This window comes from Campylobacter jejuni (assembly GCF_001457695.1).
Classification (GTDB): domain Bacteria; phylum Campylobacterota; class Campylobacteria; order Campylobacterales; family Campylobacteraceae; genus Campylobacter_D; species Campylobacter_D jejuni.
The window spans coordinates 1,339,978-1,361,130 of the sequence record NZ_LN831025.1; the positions used below are offsets into that span (position 1 = coordinate 1,339,978).

21 protein-coding genes and 2 pseudogenes are annotated in these 21,153 nt (G+C 29.7%); 17 read left to right on the forward strand and 6 right to left on the reverse strand.

What is annotated here, in order from left to right; all coding sequences use genetic code 11:
• Positions 1-13 precede the first annotated feature (13 nt).
• From AT682_RS06835 to AT682_RS06860, 6 genes are read left to right on the forward strand one after another with little or no spacing between them, the layout of a single operon-like run.
• Complete coding sequence (locus AT682_RS06835) at positions 14-244, forward strand: acyl carrier protein (protein ID WP_002882368.1); 231 nt, start codon at positions 14-16, stop codon at positions 242-244.
• Entirely contained in the window at positions 241-1,134 is an 894-nt protein-coding gene (locus AT682_RS06840; protein WP_002882369.1) for a class I SAM-dependent methyltransferase, read from the forward strand. The genes AT682_RS06835 and AT682_RS06840 overlap by 4 nt, the downstream gene beginning before the upstream one ends.
• Entirely contained in the window at positions 1,127-1,543 is a 417-nt protein-coding gene (locus AT682_RS06845; protein ID WP_002815238.1) for a VOC family protein, read from the forward strand. Before AT682_RS06840 ends, AT682_RS06845 begins: the two co-directional genes overlap by 8 nt.
• Positions 1,540-3,102 carry an HAD family hydrolase gene (locus AT682_RS06850; RefSeq protein WP_002882370.1) on the forward strand — a complete coding sequence of 521 codons (1,563 nt, stop codon included), beginning with the start codon at positions 1,540-1,542 and terminating at the stop codon, positions 3,100-3,102. Before AT682_RS06845 ends, AT682_RS06850 begins: the two co-directional genes overlap by 4 nt.
• Entirely contained in the window at positions 3,092-4,153 is a 1,062-nt protein-coding gene (locus AT682_RS06855) for a beta-ketoacyl-ACP synthase III (protein WP_002882371.1), read from the forward strand. The genes AT682_RS06850 and AT682_RS06855 overlap by 11 nt, the downstream gene beginning before the upstream one ends.
• Positions 4,153-4,374, forward strand: a complete 222-nt coding sequence (locus AT682_RS06860; RefSeq protein ID WP_002777644.1) for an acyl carrier protein — start codon at positions 4,153-4,155, stop codon at positions 4,372-4,374. The genes AT682_RS06855 and AT682_RS06860 overlap by 1 nt, the downstream gene beginning before the upstream one ends.
• Before the next feature lie 13 nt (positions 4,375-4,387).
• Here the strand turns inward: AT682_RS06860 and AT682_RS06865 are convergent.
• Positions 4,388-5,601: pseudogene (locus AT682_RS06865) on the reverse strand (DUF2920 family protein).
• Between the two features lie 12 nt (positions 5,602-5,613).
• A complete protein-coding gene (locus AT682_RS06870) occupies positions 5,614-6,822 on the reverse strand; it encodes a DUF2920 family protein (protein WP_016818182.1) in 1,209 nt (402 codons plus the stop codon).
• Positions 6,823-6,882: 60 nt separating this feature from the next.
• Here AT682_RS06870 and AT682_RS06875 point away from each other — a divergent pair, with 60 nt between their 5' ends.
• The 4 genes and pseudogenes from AT682_RS06875 (at position 6,883) to AT682_RS06890 (ending at position 10,051) form a co-directional block, all read left to right on the forward strand.
• Complete coding sequence (locus AT682_RS06875; RefSeq protein WP_002883643.1) at positions 6,883-8,394, forward strand: AMP-binding protein; 1,512 nt, start codon at positions 6,883-6,885, stop codon at positions 8,392-8,394.
• Positions 8,381-9,106 carry a GNAT family N-acetyltransferase gene (locus tag AT682_RS06880; protein WP_002883642.1) on the forward strand — a complete coding sequence of 242 codons (726 nt, stop codon included), beginning with the start codon at positions 8,381-8,383 and terminating at the stop codon, positions 9,104-9,106. Before AT682_RS06875 ends, AT682_RS06880 begins: the two co-directional genes overlap by 14 nt.
• Positions 9,106-9,824 (forward strand): annotated as a pseudogene (locus AT682_RS10025) (formyltransferase family protein). The gene AT682_RS06880 and the pseudogene AT682_RS10025 overlap by 1 nt, the downstream one beginning before the upstream one ends.
• A gap of 2 nt (positions 9,825-9,826) precedes the next feature.
• Positions 9,827-10,051, forward strand: coding sequence for a hypothetical protein (locus tag AT682_RS06890; RefSeq protein ID WP_002883639.1), 225 nt, complete (start codon positions 9,827-9,829; stop codon positions 10,049-10,051).
• On the opposite strand, the gene AT682_RS06895 is transcribed toward AT682_RS06890, so the two are convergent.
• A complete protein-coding gene (locus AT682_RS06895) occupies positions 10,044-11,270 on the reverse strand; it encodes a DUF2920 family protein (RefSeq protein ID WP_016818181.1) in 1,227 nt (408 codons plus the stop codon). The genes AT682_RS06890 and AT682_RS06895 overlap by 8 nt on opposite strands.
• Positions 11,271-11,361: 91 nt before the next feature.
• Between AT682_RS06895 and pseF the strand changes: the two genes are divergently transcribed.
• From pseF to pseH, 3 genes are read left to right on the forward strand one after another with little or no spacing between them, the layout of a single operon-like run.
• Complete coding sequence (gene pseF, locus AT682_RS06900) at positions 11,362-12,060, forward strand: pseudaminic acid cytidylyltransferase (RefSeq protein WP_002846670.1); 699 nt, start codon at positions 11,362-11,364, stop codon at positions 12,058-12,060.
• Positions 12,044-12,868 (forward strand): UDP-2,4-diacetamido-2,4,6-trideoxy-beta-L-altropyranose hydrolase, encoded by an 825-nt coding sequence (gene pseG / locus AT682_RS06905; protein ID WP_002846669.1) that lies wholly within the window; start codon positions 12,044-12,046, stop codon positions 12,866-12,868. The genes pseF and pseG overlap by 17 nt, the downstream gene beginning before the upstream one ends.
• On the forward strand, positions 12,865-13,338 hold the full coding sequence (gene pseH / locus AT682_RS06910; protein ID WP_002819174.1) for a UDP-4-amino-4,6-dideoxy-N-acetyl-beta-L-altrosamine N-acetyltransferase: 474 nt from the start codon (positions 12,865-12,867) through the stop codon (positions 13,336-13,338). The genes pseG and pseH overlap by 4 nt, the downstream gene beginning before the upstream one ends.
• On the opposite strand, the gene wbuZ is transcribed toward pseH, so the two are convergent.
• The 3 genes from wbuZ to pseA are packed head-to-tail and all read right to left on the reverse strand — an operon-like array spanning position 13,303 to position 15,788.
• Positions 13,303-14,049: a glycosyl amidation-associated protein WbuZ gene (gene wbuZ / locus AT682_RS06915; RefSeq protein WP_002883076.1), complete on the reverse strand. Its 747-nt coding sequence runs from the start codon at positions 14,047-14,049 to the stop codon at positions 13,303-13,305. The genes pseH and wbuZ overlap by 36 nt on opposite strands.
• Positions 14,050-14,655: an imidazole glycerol phosphate synthase subunit HisH gene (gene hisH / locus AT682_RS06920; protein ID WP_079263882.1), complete on the reverse strand. Its 606-nt coding sequence runs from the start codon at positions 14,653-14,655 to the stop codon at positions 14,050-14,052.
• Positions 14,652-15,788, reverse strand: a complete 1,137-nt coding sequence (gene pseA, locus AT682_RS06925; RefSeq protein WP_002883074.1) for a pseudaminic acid biosynthesis protein PseA — start codon at positions 15,786-15,788, stop codon at positions 14,652-14,654. The genes hisH and pseA overlap by 4 nt, the downstream gene beginning before the upstream one ends.
• A 255-nt stretch (positions 15,789-16,043) precedes the next feature.
• Between pseA and pseI the strand changes: the two genes are divergently transcribed.
• Genes pseI through legC form a run of 4 tightly spaced genes read left to right on the forward strand, consistent with a single transcriptional unit; the run spans position 16,044 to position 21,121 of the window.
• Positions 16,044-17,075: a pseudaminic acid synthase gene (pseI, locus tag AT682_RS06930; RefSeq protein WP_002883968.1), complete on the forward strand. Its 1,032-nt coding sequence runs from the start codon at positions 16,044-16,046 to the stop codon at positions 17,073-17,075.
• Positions 17,072-19,018: a motility associated factor glycosyltransferase family protein gene (locus tag AT682_RS06935; RefSeq protein ID WP_058207860.1), complete on the forward strand. Its 1,947-nt coding sequence runs from the start codon at positions 17,072-17,074 to the stop codon at positions 19,016-19,018. Before pseI ends, AT682_RS06935 begins: the two co-directional genes overlap by 4 nt.
• Positions 19,015-19,986 carry a 4,6-dehydratase LegB gene (gene legB, locus AT682_RS06940; RefSeq protein ID WP_002883455.1) on the forward strand — a complete coding sequence of 324 codons (972 nt, stop codon included), beginning with the start codon at positions 19,015-19,017 and terminating at the stop codon, positions 19,984-19,986. The genes AT682_RS06935 and legB overlap by 4 nt, the downstream gene beginning before the upstream one ends.
• A complete protein-coding gene (legC, locus tag AT682_RS06945; protein ID WP_002883456.1) occupies positions 19,979-21,121 on the forward strand; it encodes an aminotransferase LegC in 1,143 nt (380 codons plus the stop codon). Before legB ends, legC begins: the two co-directional genes overlap by 8 nt.
• Positions 21,122-21,153: the final 32 nt, after the last annotated feature.

A 21,153-nucleotide genomic window follows, 5' to 3' on the forward strand; every position in this document is an offset into this window, starting at 1 on the left:
AAAGTGGTATACAATGGAAAAACAATTTTATGAAATTTTAGAAAATATACTTGAAACCAAAGTAGATGAAAATACAAATTTAAGCATGGAAAACTGCAAGAACTGGACTTCTTTAGCCCATATTGATATCATCATGAGTTTAGAAGAAGAATTTGAAATCAAATTCAACAAAGAAGATTTAAATCTCTTAAAATCTCAAAACGCTTTACTAGAAAAAATTCAAATCCTAAAGGCTGAAAAATGAAAGAAAATATTGAAAAATTATTTCAAGCCATCGCTCAAAAAAATCCTATCCATTCTAAATATCTTAAAAAAATTGAATTTTCACAAGAAGACGAAGAAGAATTTGATAAATTAATTTCTTATTATATTCAAGATAGTATCAGTATAAAAGAACAATGCGATTGTTATTTATTGATCCTTAATGATACTTTAGAAGAAACAAAATTTTTCATAGAAAGTGGGACTTATCGTTATTCTAGCTTTGATGAAGTTAAGGATAAGGTTTATTTTAATGAAAGCTATATGAAACAATACATGATAGGTCTAGCTCTTTCTTCTTTTGTCTGGATAGCTCATATTAAAGTAAGAAAGTATTTTTCACAATATTTAAAAAATTTTACTCCAAAAACAACTTATTTTGAAATAGGCCCTGGTCATGGAGAATATTTTGCAAGAGCAGTTAAAAGTGGTAAATTTTCAGCCTTTTATGGACTTGATATCTCTCCAACAAGTTGTGAACTTACTCAAAAAATGGTAAAACAACAAGTAGGAGGATTGATTACAAAATGTGATTTTTTATGTCAAGATTTTTTTACTTATGATTTTGATAAAAAAGCTGATTTAATAGTGATTGGAGAAGTACTAGAACATGTAGAAAAGCCTCTTGAATTTCTTAAAAGATCCAAAGAGCTTCTTAGCGATGGAGGAGAAATTTTTGCAACTATTCCTATCAATGCTCCTGCTATTGATCATATTTATTTATTTTCCCATCCTGATGAAGTTAAAAATCTGATAGAAAAATCGGGCTTAAAGCTTAAGACTTATGAATGTTTTATGGCAAATGATTATAGTTTAGAAAAAGCATTGAAATTTAAAAATGCTATCACTATGGCAGTAGTTTTAAATGCTTGATAAAACACTCAATTTACCCCTTCATCATATAGGTGTGGCTTGTAAAAATTTAGAAAAAGAAAGGGAATGTTTTTTTAAACTAGGTTTTTATAAAGAAGCAGAATTTATAGATGAAAAACAAGGGGTAAGAGGCGAATTTATCATTCCTTGCAATGAAGCATTTCCACAGTATAGATTTGAACTTTTGCAAAATTTAAACGATAAAGGTCCGCTAGATAGCTATTTGAAAAATAATACCAAAATGTATCATTTAGCCTATGAAAGTAAAAATATCACCCAAGATTTAATTCTTTTGGAACAACAAGGAGGTATTTGTATTGTTCCTATTATGCAAGCAAGCTATTTTGCTAAACTTTGTTTTATCATGATGCCAAATAGGCTTTTAATCGAACTTGTGGAGCTAAAATGAATCTTTTTTCACCCCATTTAAAACGCAATGAGCTTATAAAATTTGCCAAAGAATTAGACTTTAGTAAAAGTCAAGATCTTCTTATCAATATCCATAGAAATCATGCTTTTGAAGGAGTGCAAAGTATCATTGCTCCTTTTTTACATTTTGCTAATTTAAAAGCTGAGTTTAATTTCAGCTCTTATGATGATAGCTTGAGTTTTGATAATTTTAAAGAAGCTAATTTAGAACTTTTATGGGTGGATTTAACCCGCTATAAAAATAATGTGCAAAATTTTCTAGAAGAAAGACTTTTAGAACTAAGAAAAATTTCACAAAGCCCTATTTTAGTCCTTAGTTTAGGAGAATTTAAAACAGATAAAAAAATTTTAAATTGCGAAATTTTTAACATAGAAAAACTCATAAAAGAGTATTTTGATGAAGAGGATATTTTAGACCTAGCTAAAGAAGAACTTACAGGCTCTAAGCTTAATAATAAAGCCTTGATTTTCTTAGCACAAATTTTAGGACTTAGCCTCATCCCTGCACTCGTAAAACCCGCTCTTAAAGCTCTTGTACTTGATCTTGATAATACCTTGTATCAAGGAATTTTAGGTGAAGAGGGCATAGATAATCTTAATTTAAGTCCTTTGCACAAAACCTTACAAGAAAAAATTAAAACTTTTAAAAAACAAGGCTTTTTACTTGCCCTAGCTTCAAAAAATGAAGAAAAAGACGCAAAAAAACTTTTTGAAACAAGGAAAGATTTTATCTTGCAATGGGATGATTTTGATGCTAAAATGATCAATTGGGAGCCAAAGGGTGAAAATATCTTAAAAATTGCTAAAAAATTTAATATAAATACTAATGCTATACTTTTTATAGATGATAATATCGCTGAGCTTGAAAATACCAAATTTACAGGTGTTAAAACACTTTTATGCGATGAAAATATACTTTATAAAATCAAGCTTTTTCCTAATCTTTTAAAACTTTCAAACACCAAAGAAGATCAAATTCGTGCCAAAGATATAGCAGCCAATGCTTTAAGAGAAGAGCTTAAAAGTTTAAGCGATGAAGAATATTTTCAAAATCTTGAAATCAGCTTAAATTTTAGCAAAAATGATCTGCAAAATATCCCTCGCATTAGCGAACTTTTAGGCAAAACCAATCAATTTATCGCTAATTACACACGCTTAAATCAAGAAAAAGTCGCACAACACATGCAAAAAGAACTCATTGTAAGTGTGAGCATGAGTGATAAATTAAGCGATAGTGGGATTATCGCTATTTTTGTTTTTTCTTGCAAAGAAGGAAATTTATTTATCGATGATCTTTGCATTTCTTGTAGGGCTTTAGGTAGAAAACTTGAAACTAGAATGTTTTTTAAAGCCTTTGAACTAGCTTTACATTTCTTTGATCTTAAAAACAATAATGTAAGGCTTTATTATCAAAAAGGCGAAAGAAATATGCCATTCTTAAGCTTTTTAGAACAAATTTCCAAAGAATTTGAAAAAAACTCAGCCCTTGTTTCATTTCAAAATTTAAATTTTAAAGGACTTATAATCCATGAAAACTAGATTTGATAAAGCTAAAATTTCAGGCATTTGCGTAAGCGTACCTGAACATAAAATTTGCATTGATGATGAGTTAGAAAGCGTTTTTTCAAACGATATCAAAACCCTTAAAAGAATGAAAAAAGTCATAGGTTTAAACACGCGTTATATTTGCGATGAAAACACTTGCGTAAGCGATCTTGGAAAACACGCAGCCAATACACTTTTGCAAGGTTTAAATATAGATAAAAATAGCCTTGATGCACTCATCGTAGTAACTCAAAGTCCTGATTTTTTCATGCCTTCTACGGCTTGTTATTTACACCAACTTTTAAATTTAAGCTCTAAAACCATAGCTTTTGATTTAGGGCAAGCTTGTGCAGGGTATTTATACGGCTTATTTGTCGCTCATTCTTTAATACAAAGTGGCCTAGGTAAAATTTTGCTCGTTTGTGGGGATACTTTAAGCAAATTCATCCATCCTAAAAATATGAATTTAGCTCCAATTTTTGGCGATGGAGTAAGTGCAACTTTGATTGAAAAAACGGATTTTAATGAAGCCTTTTTTGAACTTGGAAGCGATGGAAGACATTTTGATAAACTCATCATTCCAAAAGGTGCGATGAGAATACCTAAAGCAGATATTTTTAACGATGATTCGCTCATGCAAACTGAGGAGTTTAGACAATTAGAAAATCTTTATATGGACGGAGCAAATATTTTTAATATGGCTTTAGAATGCGAACCTAAAAGCTTTAAAGAAATTTTAGAATTTTCCAAGGTAGATGAAAAAGACATTGCTTTTCATCTTTTTCATCAATCCAATGCGTATTTGGTTGATTGCATTAAAGAAGAATTAAAACTTAATGATAATAAAGTTCCTAATTTCATCATGGAAAAATACGCTAATTTAAGCGCTTGTTCACTACCTGCCCTACTTTGCGAACTAGATACTCCAAAAGAATTTAAAGCGAGTTTAAGTGCTTTTGGTGCAGGGCTTAGCTGGGGAAGTGCGGTGTTGAATTTCAAAGATTTATACACAAAAGATATTTTAATTTACATAAAGGAGAAATAATGACAAAAACTGAATTTTTAGAAGAGCTTAAAGAAGCTATGCATAGAGATGAAGACTTAAACGAGGATATGCTACTTGATGATATAGATGAGTGGGATAGTTTGGCTTTTGTATCTGTGATGGTGCTTTACAAAAATCTTTTTGCTTTAAAAATCACAGCTGAGGACTTGAAAAATTGTCAAAAAGTAAGTGATTTAATCAATTTAGCAAAGCTTGATTAAAACCTTTAAGGTTTTAATCTTTTATCGTTAATTCAAATTTATCTCCCACATCTTTAAATATAAACACTTTATTTCCACAAGGATAAGAGATGGAATTTTCTTGCATTAAAGATTTTCTTTTTTGCAATTTTTCAAGCATTAAAGGAAGTTCTTTTCTAAATAAGGCTTTATCACTTATTCTCATACCATGATTTAAATCTTTTATAAATCTTCCATCAATCTCACTTTCATCTTTTATCAAATGTAAAGTAGCATCATATCCTAGTTCTTTATACGCTAAAAAAAGAGTTTGTTTATCTTTTGCTGTATTAAATGGATCTTTTAAACTATGATAAGATACTAAAATAATATTTTTGTTAATATTAGCTTGTATAGTTAAATGAGCTAAATTAGGAATTATTCTAATTAAATAATTCTCGGTATGAAAAAAATATTTTGAACTAACATCCGCATTCCAATAAGTTTTAATAAAAAATCCTATTTTATTATGTGGATATTCCTCAAAATAATCATATTGTCCACTTTCTCTTTCTAAAATAAACATGGGAGAAGGCAAAGCCGAACCCGAATTATCAATCACACCATCCACATACCAAGGAGCTATTTTTGCTATGAGTAAAGATAGGTATCCTCCATAAGACCCCCCCCATAAATTTTTGGTAAATCTGCAAATTTTGGAAAACGTTTAACTAGATCTTTTAAAGCATTGATATGATCAAGTGCTGCCATAATACCATAGTTTTGATAGTCTCCATTAGGTGGGATAATAGTTGAAGTAAAATTTAATTTAAAGTTATAATCGAGTTTATTTTGCATTTTTAAATTTTCTACATGCTTTACCAAAGAATTTGCTAAAAAAAGTGCATTATCATTATTTATTTCACCATAAGAAAAATGAAACCGATTTAATAAATTTTTAATATTTTCAATGTCTTCATCTTGAAAAAATTTATATGCACTGTATTTCTCAACATTTGATCTTCTATGACAAAAACAATGATAAAAAACATGCACCACTGCAACATCAAAATTTTTAGCGATATATTCTCTATCAAAATCTAAAAAAGAAATATTTGCATTGGCTCCAAAGCCACCCACTATAAAAACTATAGCTTTGACATCTTTTTCATCATCATAACTTATGCGGTATTCAAGCTTACTAGTTCTTTTAATACCTAGTTCTACATCATCACAAGAATCGATTTCAAAGGTTTGGTTTATAAGCATATATTTTCCTTTTTAATTAATGATCAATTTTAACTGATTTTCTACATCTTTAAAAGTAAACACTTTATTTCCACAAGGATAAGAGATGGAATTTTCTTGCATTAAAGATTTTCTTTTTTGCAATTTTTCAAGCATTAAAGGAAGTTCTTTTCTAAATAAGGCTTTATCAGGTATACCACAACCATGATCTAAATTTTTAATAAATTTTCCATCAATTTTATTTTCATCTATCAAATTTAAGCTTACATCATATCCTAAAATTTTTAATATTTGCATGGTTTGTTCTTTAAAATTTGCTGGAGTTAAAGGATCTTCTTTGCTATGATAACTCACATAAATGATATTTTTATTTTTTTCACTTTGTAAAATCAAATGATCTTTATTTAACAATGTTCTAATAAAATAATTTTCATTATTAAAAAAATAAGGTGAATTTTCTTTACGCGTCCAATGGGTTTTTAGAAAACATTCTATTAAAGTATTTGGATCATTAAATACATAATCACAACCACCCTCCATTTCTCTTCCTAAAATATAAATCAAAGGTGGAACAGCCGAACCCGAATTATCAATCACACCATCCACATACCAAGGAGCTATTTTTGCTATAAGCAAGGCTAAGTATCCTCCATAAGACCCCCCCCCATAAATTTTTGGTAAATCTGCAAATTTTGGAAAGCGTTTAACTAAATCTTTTAAAGCATTGATATGATCAATAGCTGCCATAATGCCATAGTTTTGATAGTCTCCATTGGGTGGGACAAAAGTTGAGGTAAATTTCGCTTGATAATTTTGTGCTAGTTTTCCTTGTGATTTTAAAGTAGTAATATTCTGATTAAGTAATTCATAACATTGTTGTGCGTTCTCAAGATTAACATTAATATTAACACCTATTTCCAATAAAACCTGAGATAAATTTGACACATCATCTTTTGTAAATATTGTAAAAGCACTATACTTTTCAACATCCGAACGCCTTTGACAAAAACAATGATAAAAAACATGCACTGCTACAACATCAAAATTTTTAGCAATATAATTTCTATAAGAGTCTAAAAAATATATATTTGCATTGGCTCCATAACCTCCTATTATAAAAACTATAGCTTTAATCTCTTTTTCATCATCATAACTGATGCGGTATTCAAGTTTGCTAGTTCTTTTTATATTTAATTCTACATCATCACAAGAATCGATTTCAAAGCTTTGGTTTATGAGCATATAAAGGCCTTTTTTATTAATTTATCGATATTATATTACAAAAAATTAAAAAGGTAAATCATGACAACTCATATCTATGATTTTTTAGAAAAAAGTTTAATCAAATTTAGCGAAAAAACTGCTTTTGTAGAACCCTTTGCCAAGGAAAGAAAAGAAATCACTTACAAAGACTTTGATCTTTTTTCTAAAAAACTAGCCAGTGAAATTTTAAAAACTTTAAAAAATGATGAACCTATTCCAGCTCCTGTTTTAATCATCTTGCCTAAGGGGATTGATTGTTTGATTTCATTTTTTGGAGTGGCACTCAGTGGAAATTTTTACACCCTTTTAGATGAAAAAAGTCCTAAAGAAAGAGTAGAAAAAGTTATAGAGGTTTTAAAGCCTAAACTTTTTATCACTTCAAAGGACTTAAATTTTAACTTAGATTTACCTACGCTTTATACACAAGACTTTGAAAGTTTTAATATAGATGAGAATTTAATAAAAAATGCCAAAGAAAAACATATAGATACAAATTTACTCTATGTTTTCTTTACAAGTGGGAGCACAGGCATTCCTAAAGGAGTAAGCATAGCACATAGGAGTGTGATTGATTATGCCTTTCACTTTTGCGAGGCTTTTGAAGTTGATGAAAATGAAATTATTGCCAATCAAGCTCCTTTATATGTAGATGCTTCTTTGCCTGATATACTTGCAACTATCAAACCATCAGCAACATTACATCTAATACCCAATCACCTTTTTGCCTTTCCAAATAAAATTTTAGATTATTTAGAACAAGAAAAAATTACCATGATTTTTTGGAAACCTACAGTCTTGATTTATTTTATAAAAGATCAAGATAATTTAAAAAACTATCCTTTAAAAAATTTAAATAAAATTTTAATAGGCGGAGAAATAATGCCTATTAAACAACTTAATATTTGGAGAAAACACCTTCCAAATGCTTTATTTGCTAATTGTTATGGTCCAACTGAAATCACTGATGTATGTTGCTATTATATCCTAGATAGAGAATTTTCAGAAAATGAAATTCTGCCTATAGGTAAAGCTTATAAAAACACAGAACTTTTAGTTTTTGATGAAAATATGAATTTCATAAGCCCTAAGCAAATAGGTGTTAAAGGGGAGCTTTTCGTGCGTGGAACTTCTTTATCTTTAGGCTATTATAATGACAAAGAAAAAACCAAACAAGCTTTTATTCAAAATCCTTTGCATGATAATTATTTAGATTTACTCTATAAAACAGGAGATATCGTTTCTTATAATGAATTTGGAGAGCTTTTGTGCTACGGAAGAAATGATAATAGAATTAAATTCATGGGGCATAGGATAGAACTTGGAGAAATAGAAAGTGTGATTAATTCTCATAGTAAAATCATTTTATGTGCTTGCATTTTTAAAGAAAAAATCATTTGTTTTTACGAAAGTGATGAAGAGCTTGACTTTAAAGCTTTTTTAAAAGACAAATTACCTTCTTATATGATCCCAAAAAATTTTATTAAAATCGAAAAATTTAAGCTTAATCAAAACAGTAAAATCGATAGAAAAGCCTTACATGAACTCATTTGAAAAAGCCTTTTATGAAGGATTTAAATTAAGCAATTGTTATGATAATTTTAATCTAATCCAAGAGAAAATTTTAAAACAAGAGCTCATCTTAGAAAAACATGAAAATAATAATTTTTTCTTTTTTAATCGCACAGATGGTTTGTTGTATTATTTTATCAACGATTTGCAAGATTATGATTTAAAAGCATGTTATATAAAAATCTTAAGCAAAGCCCCTAAGCATGCTTTACATGATGAATTTTTAAAACTTAATCATTTTAAAAAAATACTCAATCACAAACAAATGGTGCTTAACAAAGAGATAAAACCGAGTAAATTTTGCTTTATCTCCAAAGCCTTACATGAAGATAGCAAAGAACTTTATAACTTTTTTAGAAAATATTTTGATCCATATTTGTTTTATTTTTCACAAAAAAATCTTAAAGAAAAAATACCCAATATACTTGTTTATAAAGAAAATGAAAAAATTCACGCTGCTTTGATCTACACTCAAACTCTCAATGCTAATTTTTTAGATTTTATAGCTGTAGATAGAAATTTAAAGCATAAAAATGTGGCTTTTGCTTTACTAAATCATTATTTTGCAGCCAATACTCAAAATAAATTCTTTAAACTTTTTGTAGAAGAAAAAAATCAAAAAGCCATTAATTTTTATAAAAGGGCGGGTTTTTGTTTTAATCATATTAATTTAAAATTTTATAAGAATTTCTAATGACTTACTCACACATTTATATCATAGGTACAGGAAAAGTCACTAAAGAATGCCAAAAAATAGCTAGTGATTTTTTTAAGCAAGAAGTGATTTTTGCAAAAAATATAGAAAATTTAGATGATTTTTGTAAAAATCTTAAAAATTGCCTTATTATTAGTGCAAATAATTCTTATATTTTCAAAAAAGAATGAGTGCAAAATAATACCATTATAAATTATCATAATGCTTTATTACCTTTTCATAAAGGATGTAATGCAAGAATTTGGAACATATGGGAAAATGATAAAAAACAGGCATTACTTGGCACATGGTTGAAGAAAGTATCGATACGGGTGCGATTTTAACTCAAAAAGAAATAAAGCTTGATGATAATTTTACCGCCTTAAGTCTTTTAGATACCCAACACAAACTTGCTATAGCTTCATTTAAAGAAGCTTTAAAGAATTTAGAAAATAAGATCTTTAAAATTCAAACTTTAGGGGCGGGGTATCACAAAAAATTGGCTTTGCCAAATGAGGGTTATTTAGATCTTACTTGGGATAAAGAAAAAATTTCTCGCTTTTTAAGAGCTATGGACTGTGGCGCTTTAATCGGAGTGCCTAAGGCTAGATTGAAAATCTTAGGAGAGGAAAAAGAAATTTTGTTTTATGAGATCAATGAACTTGATTTAATTTTAAATTTAAGCGATAATACCATTTTAAAAATCACAAAGGAATAAAAATGCAAGAAATCAAACAATTTTTTATCAACATAGATAGAGCCGATATCGATGAGAACATGCAAGATTTAGTCAGTGAAGATCTTATCGATAGTATCGATATCATGGCTTTGGTTGCTGAAATAGAAAAATTTTATAAAAAACCCTTAAAAGCAGAATTTATCACACCTGAAAATTTTGAAAGCTTTCAAGCCATTAAAAACATGATAGAACAAGCTTTTATTTGATACATAAAACAAATTTATCTCCCACATCTTTAAATATAAACACTTTATTTCCACAAGGATAAGAGATGGAATTTTCTTGCATTAAAGATTTTCTTTTTTGCAATTTTTCAAGCATTAAAGGAAGTTCTTTTCTAAATAAGGCTTTATCAGGTATACCACAACCATGATCTAAATTTTTAATAAATTTTCCATCAATTTTATTTTCATCTATCAAATTTAAGCTTACATCGTAACCTAAAATTTTTAATATTTGCATGGTTTGTTCTTTAAAATTTGCTGGAGTTAAAGGATCTTCTTTACTATGATAACTCACATAAATAATATTTTTATTTTTTTCACTTTGTAAAATCAAATGATCTTTATTTAACAATGTTCTAATAAAATAATTTTCATTATTAAAAAAATAAGGTGAATTTTCTTTACGCGTCCAGTGGGTTTTTAGAAAACAACTCACAAAAAAATGATCGCCCTGCATATACATATCCCCATTAGTATCTTTGCTTTTAAATTCCAACTCTCTACCAATAATATAATTAAGCGGTGGAACAGCCGAACCTGAATTATCAATCACACCATCCACATACCAAGGAGCTATTTTTGCTATAAGCAAGGCTAAGTATCCTCCATAAGACCCCCCGCCATAAATTTTTGGTAAATCTGCAAGTTTTGGAAAGCGTTTAACTAGATCTTTTAAAGCATTGATATGATCAATAGCTGCCATAATGCCAAAATTTTGATATTCTCCACGCGAAGGAATAAAAGTTGCACTTAGTCTTTCTTCAAAATCATAAGGCAATCGATTTAACATTTTTAATTCTGTCATAATCTCGCTCAAATATTCACAATGACTAACTACAGTATTATTGGCTAATTGATCACATGGAATATTGTATTTACGAAGCACTTTTTCTATTAATTTTAAATCATCTTTTGTAAAATCTGCTAATGTTGAATACTTTTCAACATCCGAACGCCTTTGACAAAAACAATGATAAAAAACATGCACTGCTACAACATCAAAATTTTTAGCAATATAATTTCTATAAGAGTCTAAAAAATATATATTTGCATTGGCTCCATAACCTCCTATTATAAAAACTATAGCTTTAATCTCTTTTTCATCATCATAACTGATGCGGTATTCAAGTTTGCTAGTTCTTTTTATATTTAATTCTACATCATCACAAGAATCAATTTCAAAGGTTTGATTTATGAGCATTATTCCACCCCATTTGCATTATTTTATTGTATTTTAAAGACAATTATACTTAAATTTTAGTAAAATAAAACACAAAAAACAAGGCTTAGCTATGAAAAATCTTTGTATCATCCCTGCTCGTGGTGGATCAAAAAGAATTCCTAGAAAAAATATCATTGATTTTCTAGGTAAACCTTTAATCGCTTATAGCATAGAAAATGCTTTAAATTCAGGTATTTTTGATGAAGTGGTGCTTTCAAGCGACGATGAAGAAATCATAGAAGTAGCCTTAAAATACGGTGCAAAAACTCCATTTGTGCGTGATAAAAACTTAAGCGATGATTATGCTTCAAGCACTGCTGTAGTGCAAAATGCCATAGAAATTTTACAAAGCCAAAATCAAATTTATGATAATGTCTGTTGCCTTTATGCTACCGCTCCTTTGTTAAATAAAGACATTTTAAAACAAGCCTATGAAAAATTTATCCAAAATCAAAGCAAGTTTTTATTTGCTGCTACTGAGTTTGAGTATCCTATACAAAGGGCTTTTTATTTAAATAAAAACAATCAAGTTTATATGTTTGATGAAAAACATTACAAAAGTCGCTCACAAGATTTAACAAAAGCTTATCATGATGCAGGGGCTTTTTATTTTGGTACAAGCAAAGCTTGGCTTGAGGAAGATTTTATATTTAAACCTCATTCTAGTGTATTTGTATTGCCAAGAAATTTAGTTTGCGATATAGACACCATACAAGATTTGGAATTTGCAAAAATACTTTATAAGGTAAATCATGAAAGTACTTTTTAGAAGCGATAGCTCCAGTCAAATAGGCTTTGGACATATTAAACGCGATCTAGTCCTAGCTAAACAATATGATGACGTAAGTTTTGCTTGCTTGCCTTTAGAAGGCTCCTTGATCGATGAAATTCCTTATCCTGTTTATGAGCTTAGTAGCGAAAGTATCTACGAGCTTATCAATCTCATCAAAGAAGAAAAATTTGAACTTCTAATCATCGATCACTATGGCATCAGTGTAGATGATGAAAAGCTGATCAAACTTGAAACAGGGGTGAAAATTCTAAGCTTTGATGATGAAATAAAGCCTCATCATTGTGACATTTTACTCAATGTCAATGCCTATGCAAAAGCAAGTGATTATGAAGGTTTAGTGCCTTTTAAATGCGAAGTAAGATGTGGTTTTTCTTATGCTTTAATCAGGGAAGAATTTTATCAAGAGGCCAAAGAAAATAGAGAAAAAAAATATGATTTTTTCATTTGCATGGGTGGAACTGATATAAAAAATCTTTCTTTACAAATCGCCAGCGAATTACCTAAAACAAAAATCATAAGCATTGCAACCAGCTCTTCTAATCCCAATCTTAAAAAATTGCAAAAATTTGCAAAATTGCATAACAATATTAGATTATTTATCGATCATGAAAATATTGCAAAATTGATGAATGAGAGCAATAAACTCATCATCAGTGCAAGTTCTTTAGTCAATGAAGCCTTACTTTTAAAAGCAAATTTTAAAGCCATCTGTGTTGCTAAAAATCAAGAAAAACTAGCCAATTGGCTTGCTAAAAAAGGCTATGAAGTGGAGTATAGGTATTGATAAAACTTAAAAATTTCACAGAACTTAATTCTCAAGAAATAGAGCTGATTTTTAAATGGCGCAATCACCCCGATATCAGTCAATTTATGAAAACAAAATATATTGATTTTGAAGAACATTTAAGATTTTTAAAAAATTTACATCAAGATTCTAGCAAAAAATATTTTTTAGTTTTTCAAGATGAACAGATTATCGGTGTGATTGATTTTGTCAATATCACAACTAAATCTTGCGAATTTGGACTTTACGCAAAACCTAATTTAAAAGGCGTAGGACAAATTTTAATGAATGAAATTATAAAATACGCTTTTGAAAACTTAAAAGTAAATACTCTTAAAGCTTATATCTTCAAAGACAATCGCAAAGCTTTAAAATTATATCAACAAAATCATTTTACTATTTATGATGAAGATAAAGATTTTTACCATATTTGCCTAAAGCAATCTGACTGCAAAGCCTTGCCTAGCTAATTCTTCTTTTACATCTTTAGGGGTATACTTAGAAAAATGAAAAATATAAGCACCCGCTAAAGCATCAGCACCCAAATTTAAAGCCTTAACTCCATCACTTGGCTTACCAAGTCCTCCATTGATAATAAGAGGAATTTTAAGTTTATTTTGAAAGATCTTTAAAAGTTCTAAATCATAACCCTTTGCCCTTCCTTCAAAATCCACAGAAGTTAAAAGAAGCTCTCCAGCTCCTTTTTTTTCATATTCTAAAGCAAGTTCTAAAGGACTTTTTTCGAGTAAATTTCCCCTATCATAAACACAAAATTGCCCTCCTTTTCTTTTAACATCTATAGAACAAACTATACATTGAGAACCAAAACGATTAGCCGCTTTACTTATAAAATCCATATCTTCTAAGGCCTTAGAATTGATAGAAATTTTATCCGCACCTAAATTTAAAATCTTTTGTATATCTTCAAGAGTTTTTATGCCTCCACCTATAGTTAAGGGCATAAAACATTCTTTAGCAAGATCTTCTATACTTTCAAAATCTATTTCTCCGCTTTTTGAAGCATCTATATCTAAGATAATAAGTTCATCAACATTGCGTGCATTATAAATTCTCATTGTTGAAGTTAAGTGTCCTATAGTACGAAAATCTTTAAACTCTATACTTTTAACAAGTTGAGAATTTTTTAATAACACACAAGGGATAATTCTAGTTTTTAACATTTAAAGCCTTATGAAATTTTCTAAAAGTTTTAAGCCTAAATTTTGACTTTTTTCAGGATGAAACTGCGTCGCAAAAATATGATCTTTTTGTAAAGATGCAACAAATCTATGCCCATATTGTGCTTTAGCACTTACAAACTCATCTTTGCATTTCACATAAAAAGAATGCACAAAATAAAAATCACTCTTATCATCTATGCCTTGATACAAAGGTTCTTGTTTTAAAATTTCAAGTTCATTCCAACCCATGTGTGGGATTTTTAAATTTAAATCCTCTTCAAATTTGACTACTTCACCTTCTATAAAACCAAGTCCTTCGCAAACTCCACCTTCATAGCCCCTTTCTAAAAAAAGCTGCATTCCCAAACAAATGCCTAAAATAGGTTTTTTTTGCACCAAAACTTGCTCTTTTAAAGCTTCTATAAAACCAAGTTCTTTTAAATTTTTCATCGCTTCTTTAAAAGATCCCACTCCGGGTAAAAGCAATTTATCTGCTTTTTGCAAATCTTTTGGATTTTTAGCTATGAAATTTGTAGCTCCTATTTTTTCAAAAGCCTTAGCAACGGAGTTTAAATTTCCCGCCTTGTAGTCAATCAGCGCTATCATTTTAAAACACACTCGTCTTTTCTTACTAAAGAACCATCATAATCTCTTATAAATTTGCCATTTTCATCACGTTTAAAGATTTTTTTATTAGTAAAAGAATCTACGATTTTTTGAAATTCTTCTTCACTAAAACCACTGAATTCAAGGTATTTTTTAATAGCCTTTTTAGGGGGCTTGCCATCGTATTTTTGCACCAAACGCACCCCTTCTTCACGGCTGATATAGCCTAAACGAATATCCAAACAAGCATTATCTGTTGCTCTACCAAAGCCATATTTGCAGTATTTTAAATAATCATGCACATGATTAGAATAACAATCTAAATTTTCAAAATTTTCATAAGTAGTCTCAACGGGATGATCTAGAGTTAAAAAACCATATTTTTTAGAAATTTCAAGAATTTTTTTATAGTCCCATTTAAAATAATACCCTAAAAATAGTCCCGTAACCCCTACTCTTTGAAGTTCTTCATCACTTGGATAAGTATATAAAAACAAATCTTTTTCAGTGATGCCATTCACCCCAAGCATATCAGAAGCACGGTTTCCTAAAAGTCCGCCAAATTCTTCAAGCCACTCTCTGCCTAAAATATTTTTATTTTTACTACTCGCAGGACCGCCATACTCTATCTGGGGACTCTCCCCCCAGATGATCAAAGGCACTCCAAAATTTACCGCTATGCGTGGAACAGAAGTAAAAATTCCCAAATGGTTTTGCCACTCATTATCCCCTGTTCTTACAAAAGCTTCACGGGCAAGTTTTTGATAAACTTTTGGATCACGCTTGATATGGATCAAATCCACGCCCAAATGATTTAAATTGTCTAAATTTTTGCGCCCTATTTTCGTAGGCACACTAGGCTCAAAACACACACACAAAGGATTAAGTCCGAGTTCAAGCATTTTAACTACTTGAAAAGTAGAATCTTTTCCGCCACTTACTCCGATAACACAATCATAAACAGGATGTTTTTTGTATTTTTTTATAAGCTCAAAAAATTCTTTTTCTCTTTCTTGCCAATTGATTTTTTTATTTTTAGCTTCTTGAGAATGACAAGCATCACAAATCCCTTCTTCATCAAAATGTAAATCAGGTTTAGTATCGGGCATCACACATTTTTTGCAAAATCTCATAAATTTCCTTTAGTTAGTCTTGAATATATATCGTTATAATTAAATTTTATTTTATAATTTTATGTATTTATATTATATAAAAATTAAAAAATGAATGAATTCTATGATTTAAATCCCTATCGCATTTTTTGAATAAAATCAAGCAAAATCATAACAAAGTCGTAATATTTATATAATATAAATATATAAATTGAAGAAATATATAATATAATTATATATCATTTTTAGTAGGAAATTTACCAAAGAAAGAAATACATGCAAATAGGAAATTTTAACACCGATAAAAAAGTTTTTATCATAGCAGAACTTAGTGCCAATCACACAGGAAGTCTTGAAATGGCACTTCAAAGTATAAAAGCTGCCAAAAAAGCAGGTGCTGATGCGATAAAAATCCAAACTTACACTCCAGATAGCCTCACACTAAATAGCGATAAAGAAGATTTTATCATCAAAGGAGGACTTTGGGACAAAAGAAAACTTTACGAGCTTTATCAAAGTGCAAAAACCCCTTATGAATGGCATTCTCAAATCTTTGAAACCGCACAAAATGAAGGCATACTTTGTTTTTCAAGTCCCTTTGCTAAAGAAGATGTAGAATTTCTTAAACGCTTTGATCCTATAGCCTATAAAATCGCTTCTTTTGAAGCCAATGATGAAAATTTCGTGCGTTTAATCGCCAAAGAAAAAAAACCTACTATCGTTTCAACAGGCATTGCTACAGAAGAAGAACTTTTTAAAATCTGTGAAATTTTTAAAGAAGAAAAAAATCCTGACTTGATCTTTTTAAAATGCACTTCAGCTTATCCCGCTGCCATAGAAGATATGAATTTAAAAGGTATAGTAAGTTTAAAAGAAAAATTTAATGTTGAAGTGGGATTAAGCGATCATAGTTTTGGTTTTTTAGCACCTGTTATGGCAGTAGCACTTGGAGCTAGAGTGATAGAAAAGCATTTTATGTTAGATAAAAATATAGAAAGTGAAGACAGTAAATTTAGTCTTGATTTTGATGAATTTAAAGCTATGGTAGATGCAGTAAGACAAGCTGAAAGTGCTTTAGGCGATGATAAGTTAGACTTAGATGAAAAAGCTCTTAAAAACCGTGTTTTTGCAAGAAGCTTATACGCAAGTAAGGATATCAAAAAAGGTGAAATTTTCAGCGAAGAAAATGTAAAATCCGTGCGTCCCTCTTTTGGGTTGCATCCTAAATTTTATCAAGAACTTTTAGGAAAAAAAGCCAGTAAAGATATAAAATTTGGCGATGCTTTAAAACAAGGAGATTTCCAATGACCTTCACCCCTACCCAAAAAGAACTCTTTAACAAAAACATTGAGGCTTTAGGTAATATTCTTTTAAAAGAAAGTTTAAAAGAAATCAAGTCTAGTAAATTTGAACTTATCTTAGGTAAAGATAATCTAGATATCAATTTAAAAGATACAAGTATAAAAAATAATGGGGGGGGGTATAATGAAAATTTACTTTATCAAGATCCCATTAAAGAGTTGCAAGCTATGTTAAACACTTACAACGACAAATACCTACTTTATCCTGTATTGTATTTTTATGGTTTTGGAAATGGAGTTTTATTTAAAGCTTTATTACAAAATAAAAATCATCAGCATATTGTTGTTTTTGAAAAAGATATAGAAATCATTTGGATCATGTTTCATATCTTAGATTTTTCAAATGAATTGCAAAGTGCAAGATTGATGATTTTGGAAAATGATAAATTACAAACTCAAGATTATAATGAACTTTGTTCTTTTAAACCTTTCTTTCAATTTTCTAGAATTTATTTTTTAGAATTAATGAGTCATTATTATGAAAGATTTCATGAAGATGTTTTGGAGTTAAATAAAAAGCTAGTACAGTATTTTAAAGATTCTATTATTTCTCATGGTAATGATTCAACAGATACTCTTCAAGGCATAGAACAATTTGTTTATAACTTACCTCAAATGATCACTCATCCTAGTTATACAAAACTCCTTTCTAAAAGAAAAAATTTAAGTGATACAGCTATTATTGTTTCTACAGGACCATCTCTTACTAAACAACTTCCTTTGTTAAAAAAATATGCTAATACAGCTACGATTTTTTGTGCAGATTCTTCTTATCCTATTTTAGCTAAACATGATATCAAGCCTGATTATGTTTGCATGCTTGAAAGAAGTGAATTTACGGCTGAATTTTTTAATCATGATTTTGGGGAATTTGATAGGGATATTGTATTTATTTGTGCTGGTGTTGTTCATCCAAAGGCGATTGAGTATTTAAAGGGTAGAAATTTAGTCATCACTCAAAAAGTTCTTGGTTTACCATATTATATAAATCTTAAAGATTTTTCTTATGCTGCCGTAGGATTTAGCGTTGCACATATGTTAGCCTACCTAGCAACTTATCTCAATCATAAAAATATCATTTTCATAGGACAGGATTTAGCTTATGCTGAAAATGGCAATTCTCATCCTGATGATTATCAAAATTCAGCTAACTATGAAAGTCAAATGTATGAGCACATTTTAACCAAAGCTTATGGCGAGAAAGAAGAAGTTAAAACTCACGCTATATGGATTTTGTTTAAAAACTATTTTGAAAATGAAATAATTCCAAACACTATAAAAATGGGTATCACCACCTACAACTGCACCGAAGGTGGAGCAAGGATAGAAGGAACTATAGAAAAACCTTTTTTATGGGCTTGTGAGAATTTACTTGATAAAGATTTAAATAAACCTTTTGAAAAATTAGAACCTTTAAGTTTAAATAAACAAAATGAGTTTTTACTTAAGGCTTATTATAAAGTTTATCAAAGTATTAAGCATTGTAGAGATTTTAATAAAATTCTAAGTAATGATTTTGAAAATATACAAAGTATATATTTGAGTTTAAATGAAAAAGAAGAGGATATCAATTTAGCTATTGAAAAAATAGATGAGTTTAAAAACAAACTTGAAGATATAAAACAAATGCAAGATTTGTATGATATCTTGCAATCTTTATTCATACAATTTGAACTTAATCTTGCTAGAATTTATGTTTTAAATCCTAAAACCAAAGAAGATGCTTTTAATAAAAGTATTCTTTGGATAAAAGAACATTTAGAATTTATGGAATTAGTTTATGGACATATTAAAGCACAAGAAAATGCTTTGATTAAAAATATACTTCCTTTAGAAGAAAAACTTAAAGAAAGAAAATTAGATAAATGGATGGAAAGGGTGAGAAGGTGAGAAATATTTTAGTTACAGGTGCTGATGGTTTTATAGGTTCTCATCTTTGTGAAAGTTTGGTCAAAAAAGGTTTTAAAGTCAGAGCTTTAAGCCAATATAATTCTTTTAATTTTTGGGGACATTTAGAAAAAAGTCCTTTTTTAAAAGACATGGAAGTTATAAGCGGGGATTTAAGAGATAGCTTTTTTTGCGAAAAAATTACCAAAAACATAGATGCGATCTTTCATCTTGGTGCTTTAATCGCCATCCCCTACTCCTACGCAGCCCCACAAAGCTATGTGGATACCAATGTTAATGGTACTTTAAATATGCTCGAAGCAGCTAAAAAAAACAAGATTTCACATTTTATCCACACCTCAACAAGCGAAGTTTATGGTACGGCCTTTTATGTGCCTATCGATGAAAAACACCCTTTACAACCTCAAAGCCCTTATTCTGCAAGTAAGATCGCTGCAGATATGATGGCACTAAGTTATTATAATTCTTTTAATTTAAATGTCAATATTGCACGCCCTTTTAACACCTATGGCCCAAGACAAAGCGCAAGAGCCATCATACCTACCATCATCACACAAATTTTAAGCGGAGCAAAGGAAATCAAACTAGGAGATTTAAGCCCTAAAAGGGATTTAAATTTTGTGCTAGATACTTGTGAAGGTTTTATCTCTCTTTTAAATTTAAAACATTTTGGAGAAGTTTATAATATAGGCTCAGGAGTGGAATACTCCATGCAAGAAGTACTTGATCTCATACAAAAAATTTTAGATTCTAAGGTAAAAATCATCCAAGATGAGCAAAGATTGCGTCCTAAAAATAGCGAAGTTTTTAGACTTTGTTGCGATGCAAACAAGCTTAAAAAAGCTACAAATTGGCAAAGCAAAATAAGTCTAGAAGAAGGTTTAAGACAAAGTATAGAGTATTTTAAAGAAAATTTAGAAAATTATAAAAGTGAACTTTATAATGTTTGAAAAAGAAATTTCTTTTATAAAAAGTCTTTTCAATAAAGAAAATATCGCCCTACATGAGCCTTGCTTTATAGGCAATGAGAAAAAATATCTCTTAGAATGTATCGATAGCGGTTTTGTTTCAAGCGTAGGAGAATTTGTAACGCGTTTTGAAGAAGCTTTAAAAGAAAAAACCAAAGCACGCTTTGTCATCGCTACAAATACAGGCACAGCAGCCCTTCATATCGCTTTACTAGCCAATGGTATCGATGAAAACTGCGAAGTCATCACTCAAAGCATAAGCTTTGTCGCCACGGCCAATGCTATCGCTTACACAGGCGCAAAGCCCGTTTTTTTAGACATAGATGAAAATACTCTAAGTTTAAGTCCTAAGGCTTTAGAGCATTTTTTAGAAAATCAAACTTATCAAAAAAATGGTTTTAGCTATAACAAAACTACACATAAACCCATCAAAGCTTGTGTTATCATGCATACCTTTGGTTTAAGCGCTCATATCAAAGCCCTCAAAGAGCTTTGTGAAAAATACCGCATTCTTTTAATCGAAGATGCTGCAGAAGCCTTAGGAAGCACTTATGAAAATAAGGCCTTAGGCACTTTTGGAAAATGTGGAATTTTAAGCTTTAATGGCAATAAAATCATCACAGGCGGATGTGGTGGAGCGATACTAAGCGATGATGAAAATTTAGCTAAGCTTGCAAGACACCTTAGCACCACAGCCAAAATCCCCCATCCTTACGAATACGATCATGACATGATAGCTTATAATTACCGTCTTTGTAATGTAAACGCAGCGATCTTGCTTGCAGGACTTGAAAATTTAGAACCTTTTTTAGAAAACAAAAGAGAACTTGCTAAAATTTACAAGGATTTTTTTAAAAATCACGATAAATGCGAATTTATCGATGAAAAAAGCAATGAAAAAAGCAATTTTTGGCTCAATACCTTGCTTTTTAAGGATGAAAATTTAAGAAATATCTTTTTAGAAGAATGCTTGAAAAATAATATTTTTGTTCGCCCTGTATGGAAAAGCTTACCAAGTTTAAAAGCTTTTCAAGATTGTCAAAGCGATGAGCTTATAAATACCAAAAATTTAGAAAAACGCTTGGTTAATTTACCTAGCAGTGTCAGAAGAAAATAAACAATTTATGTTAAAATGAAAACTTTTTAAAA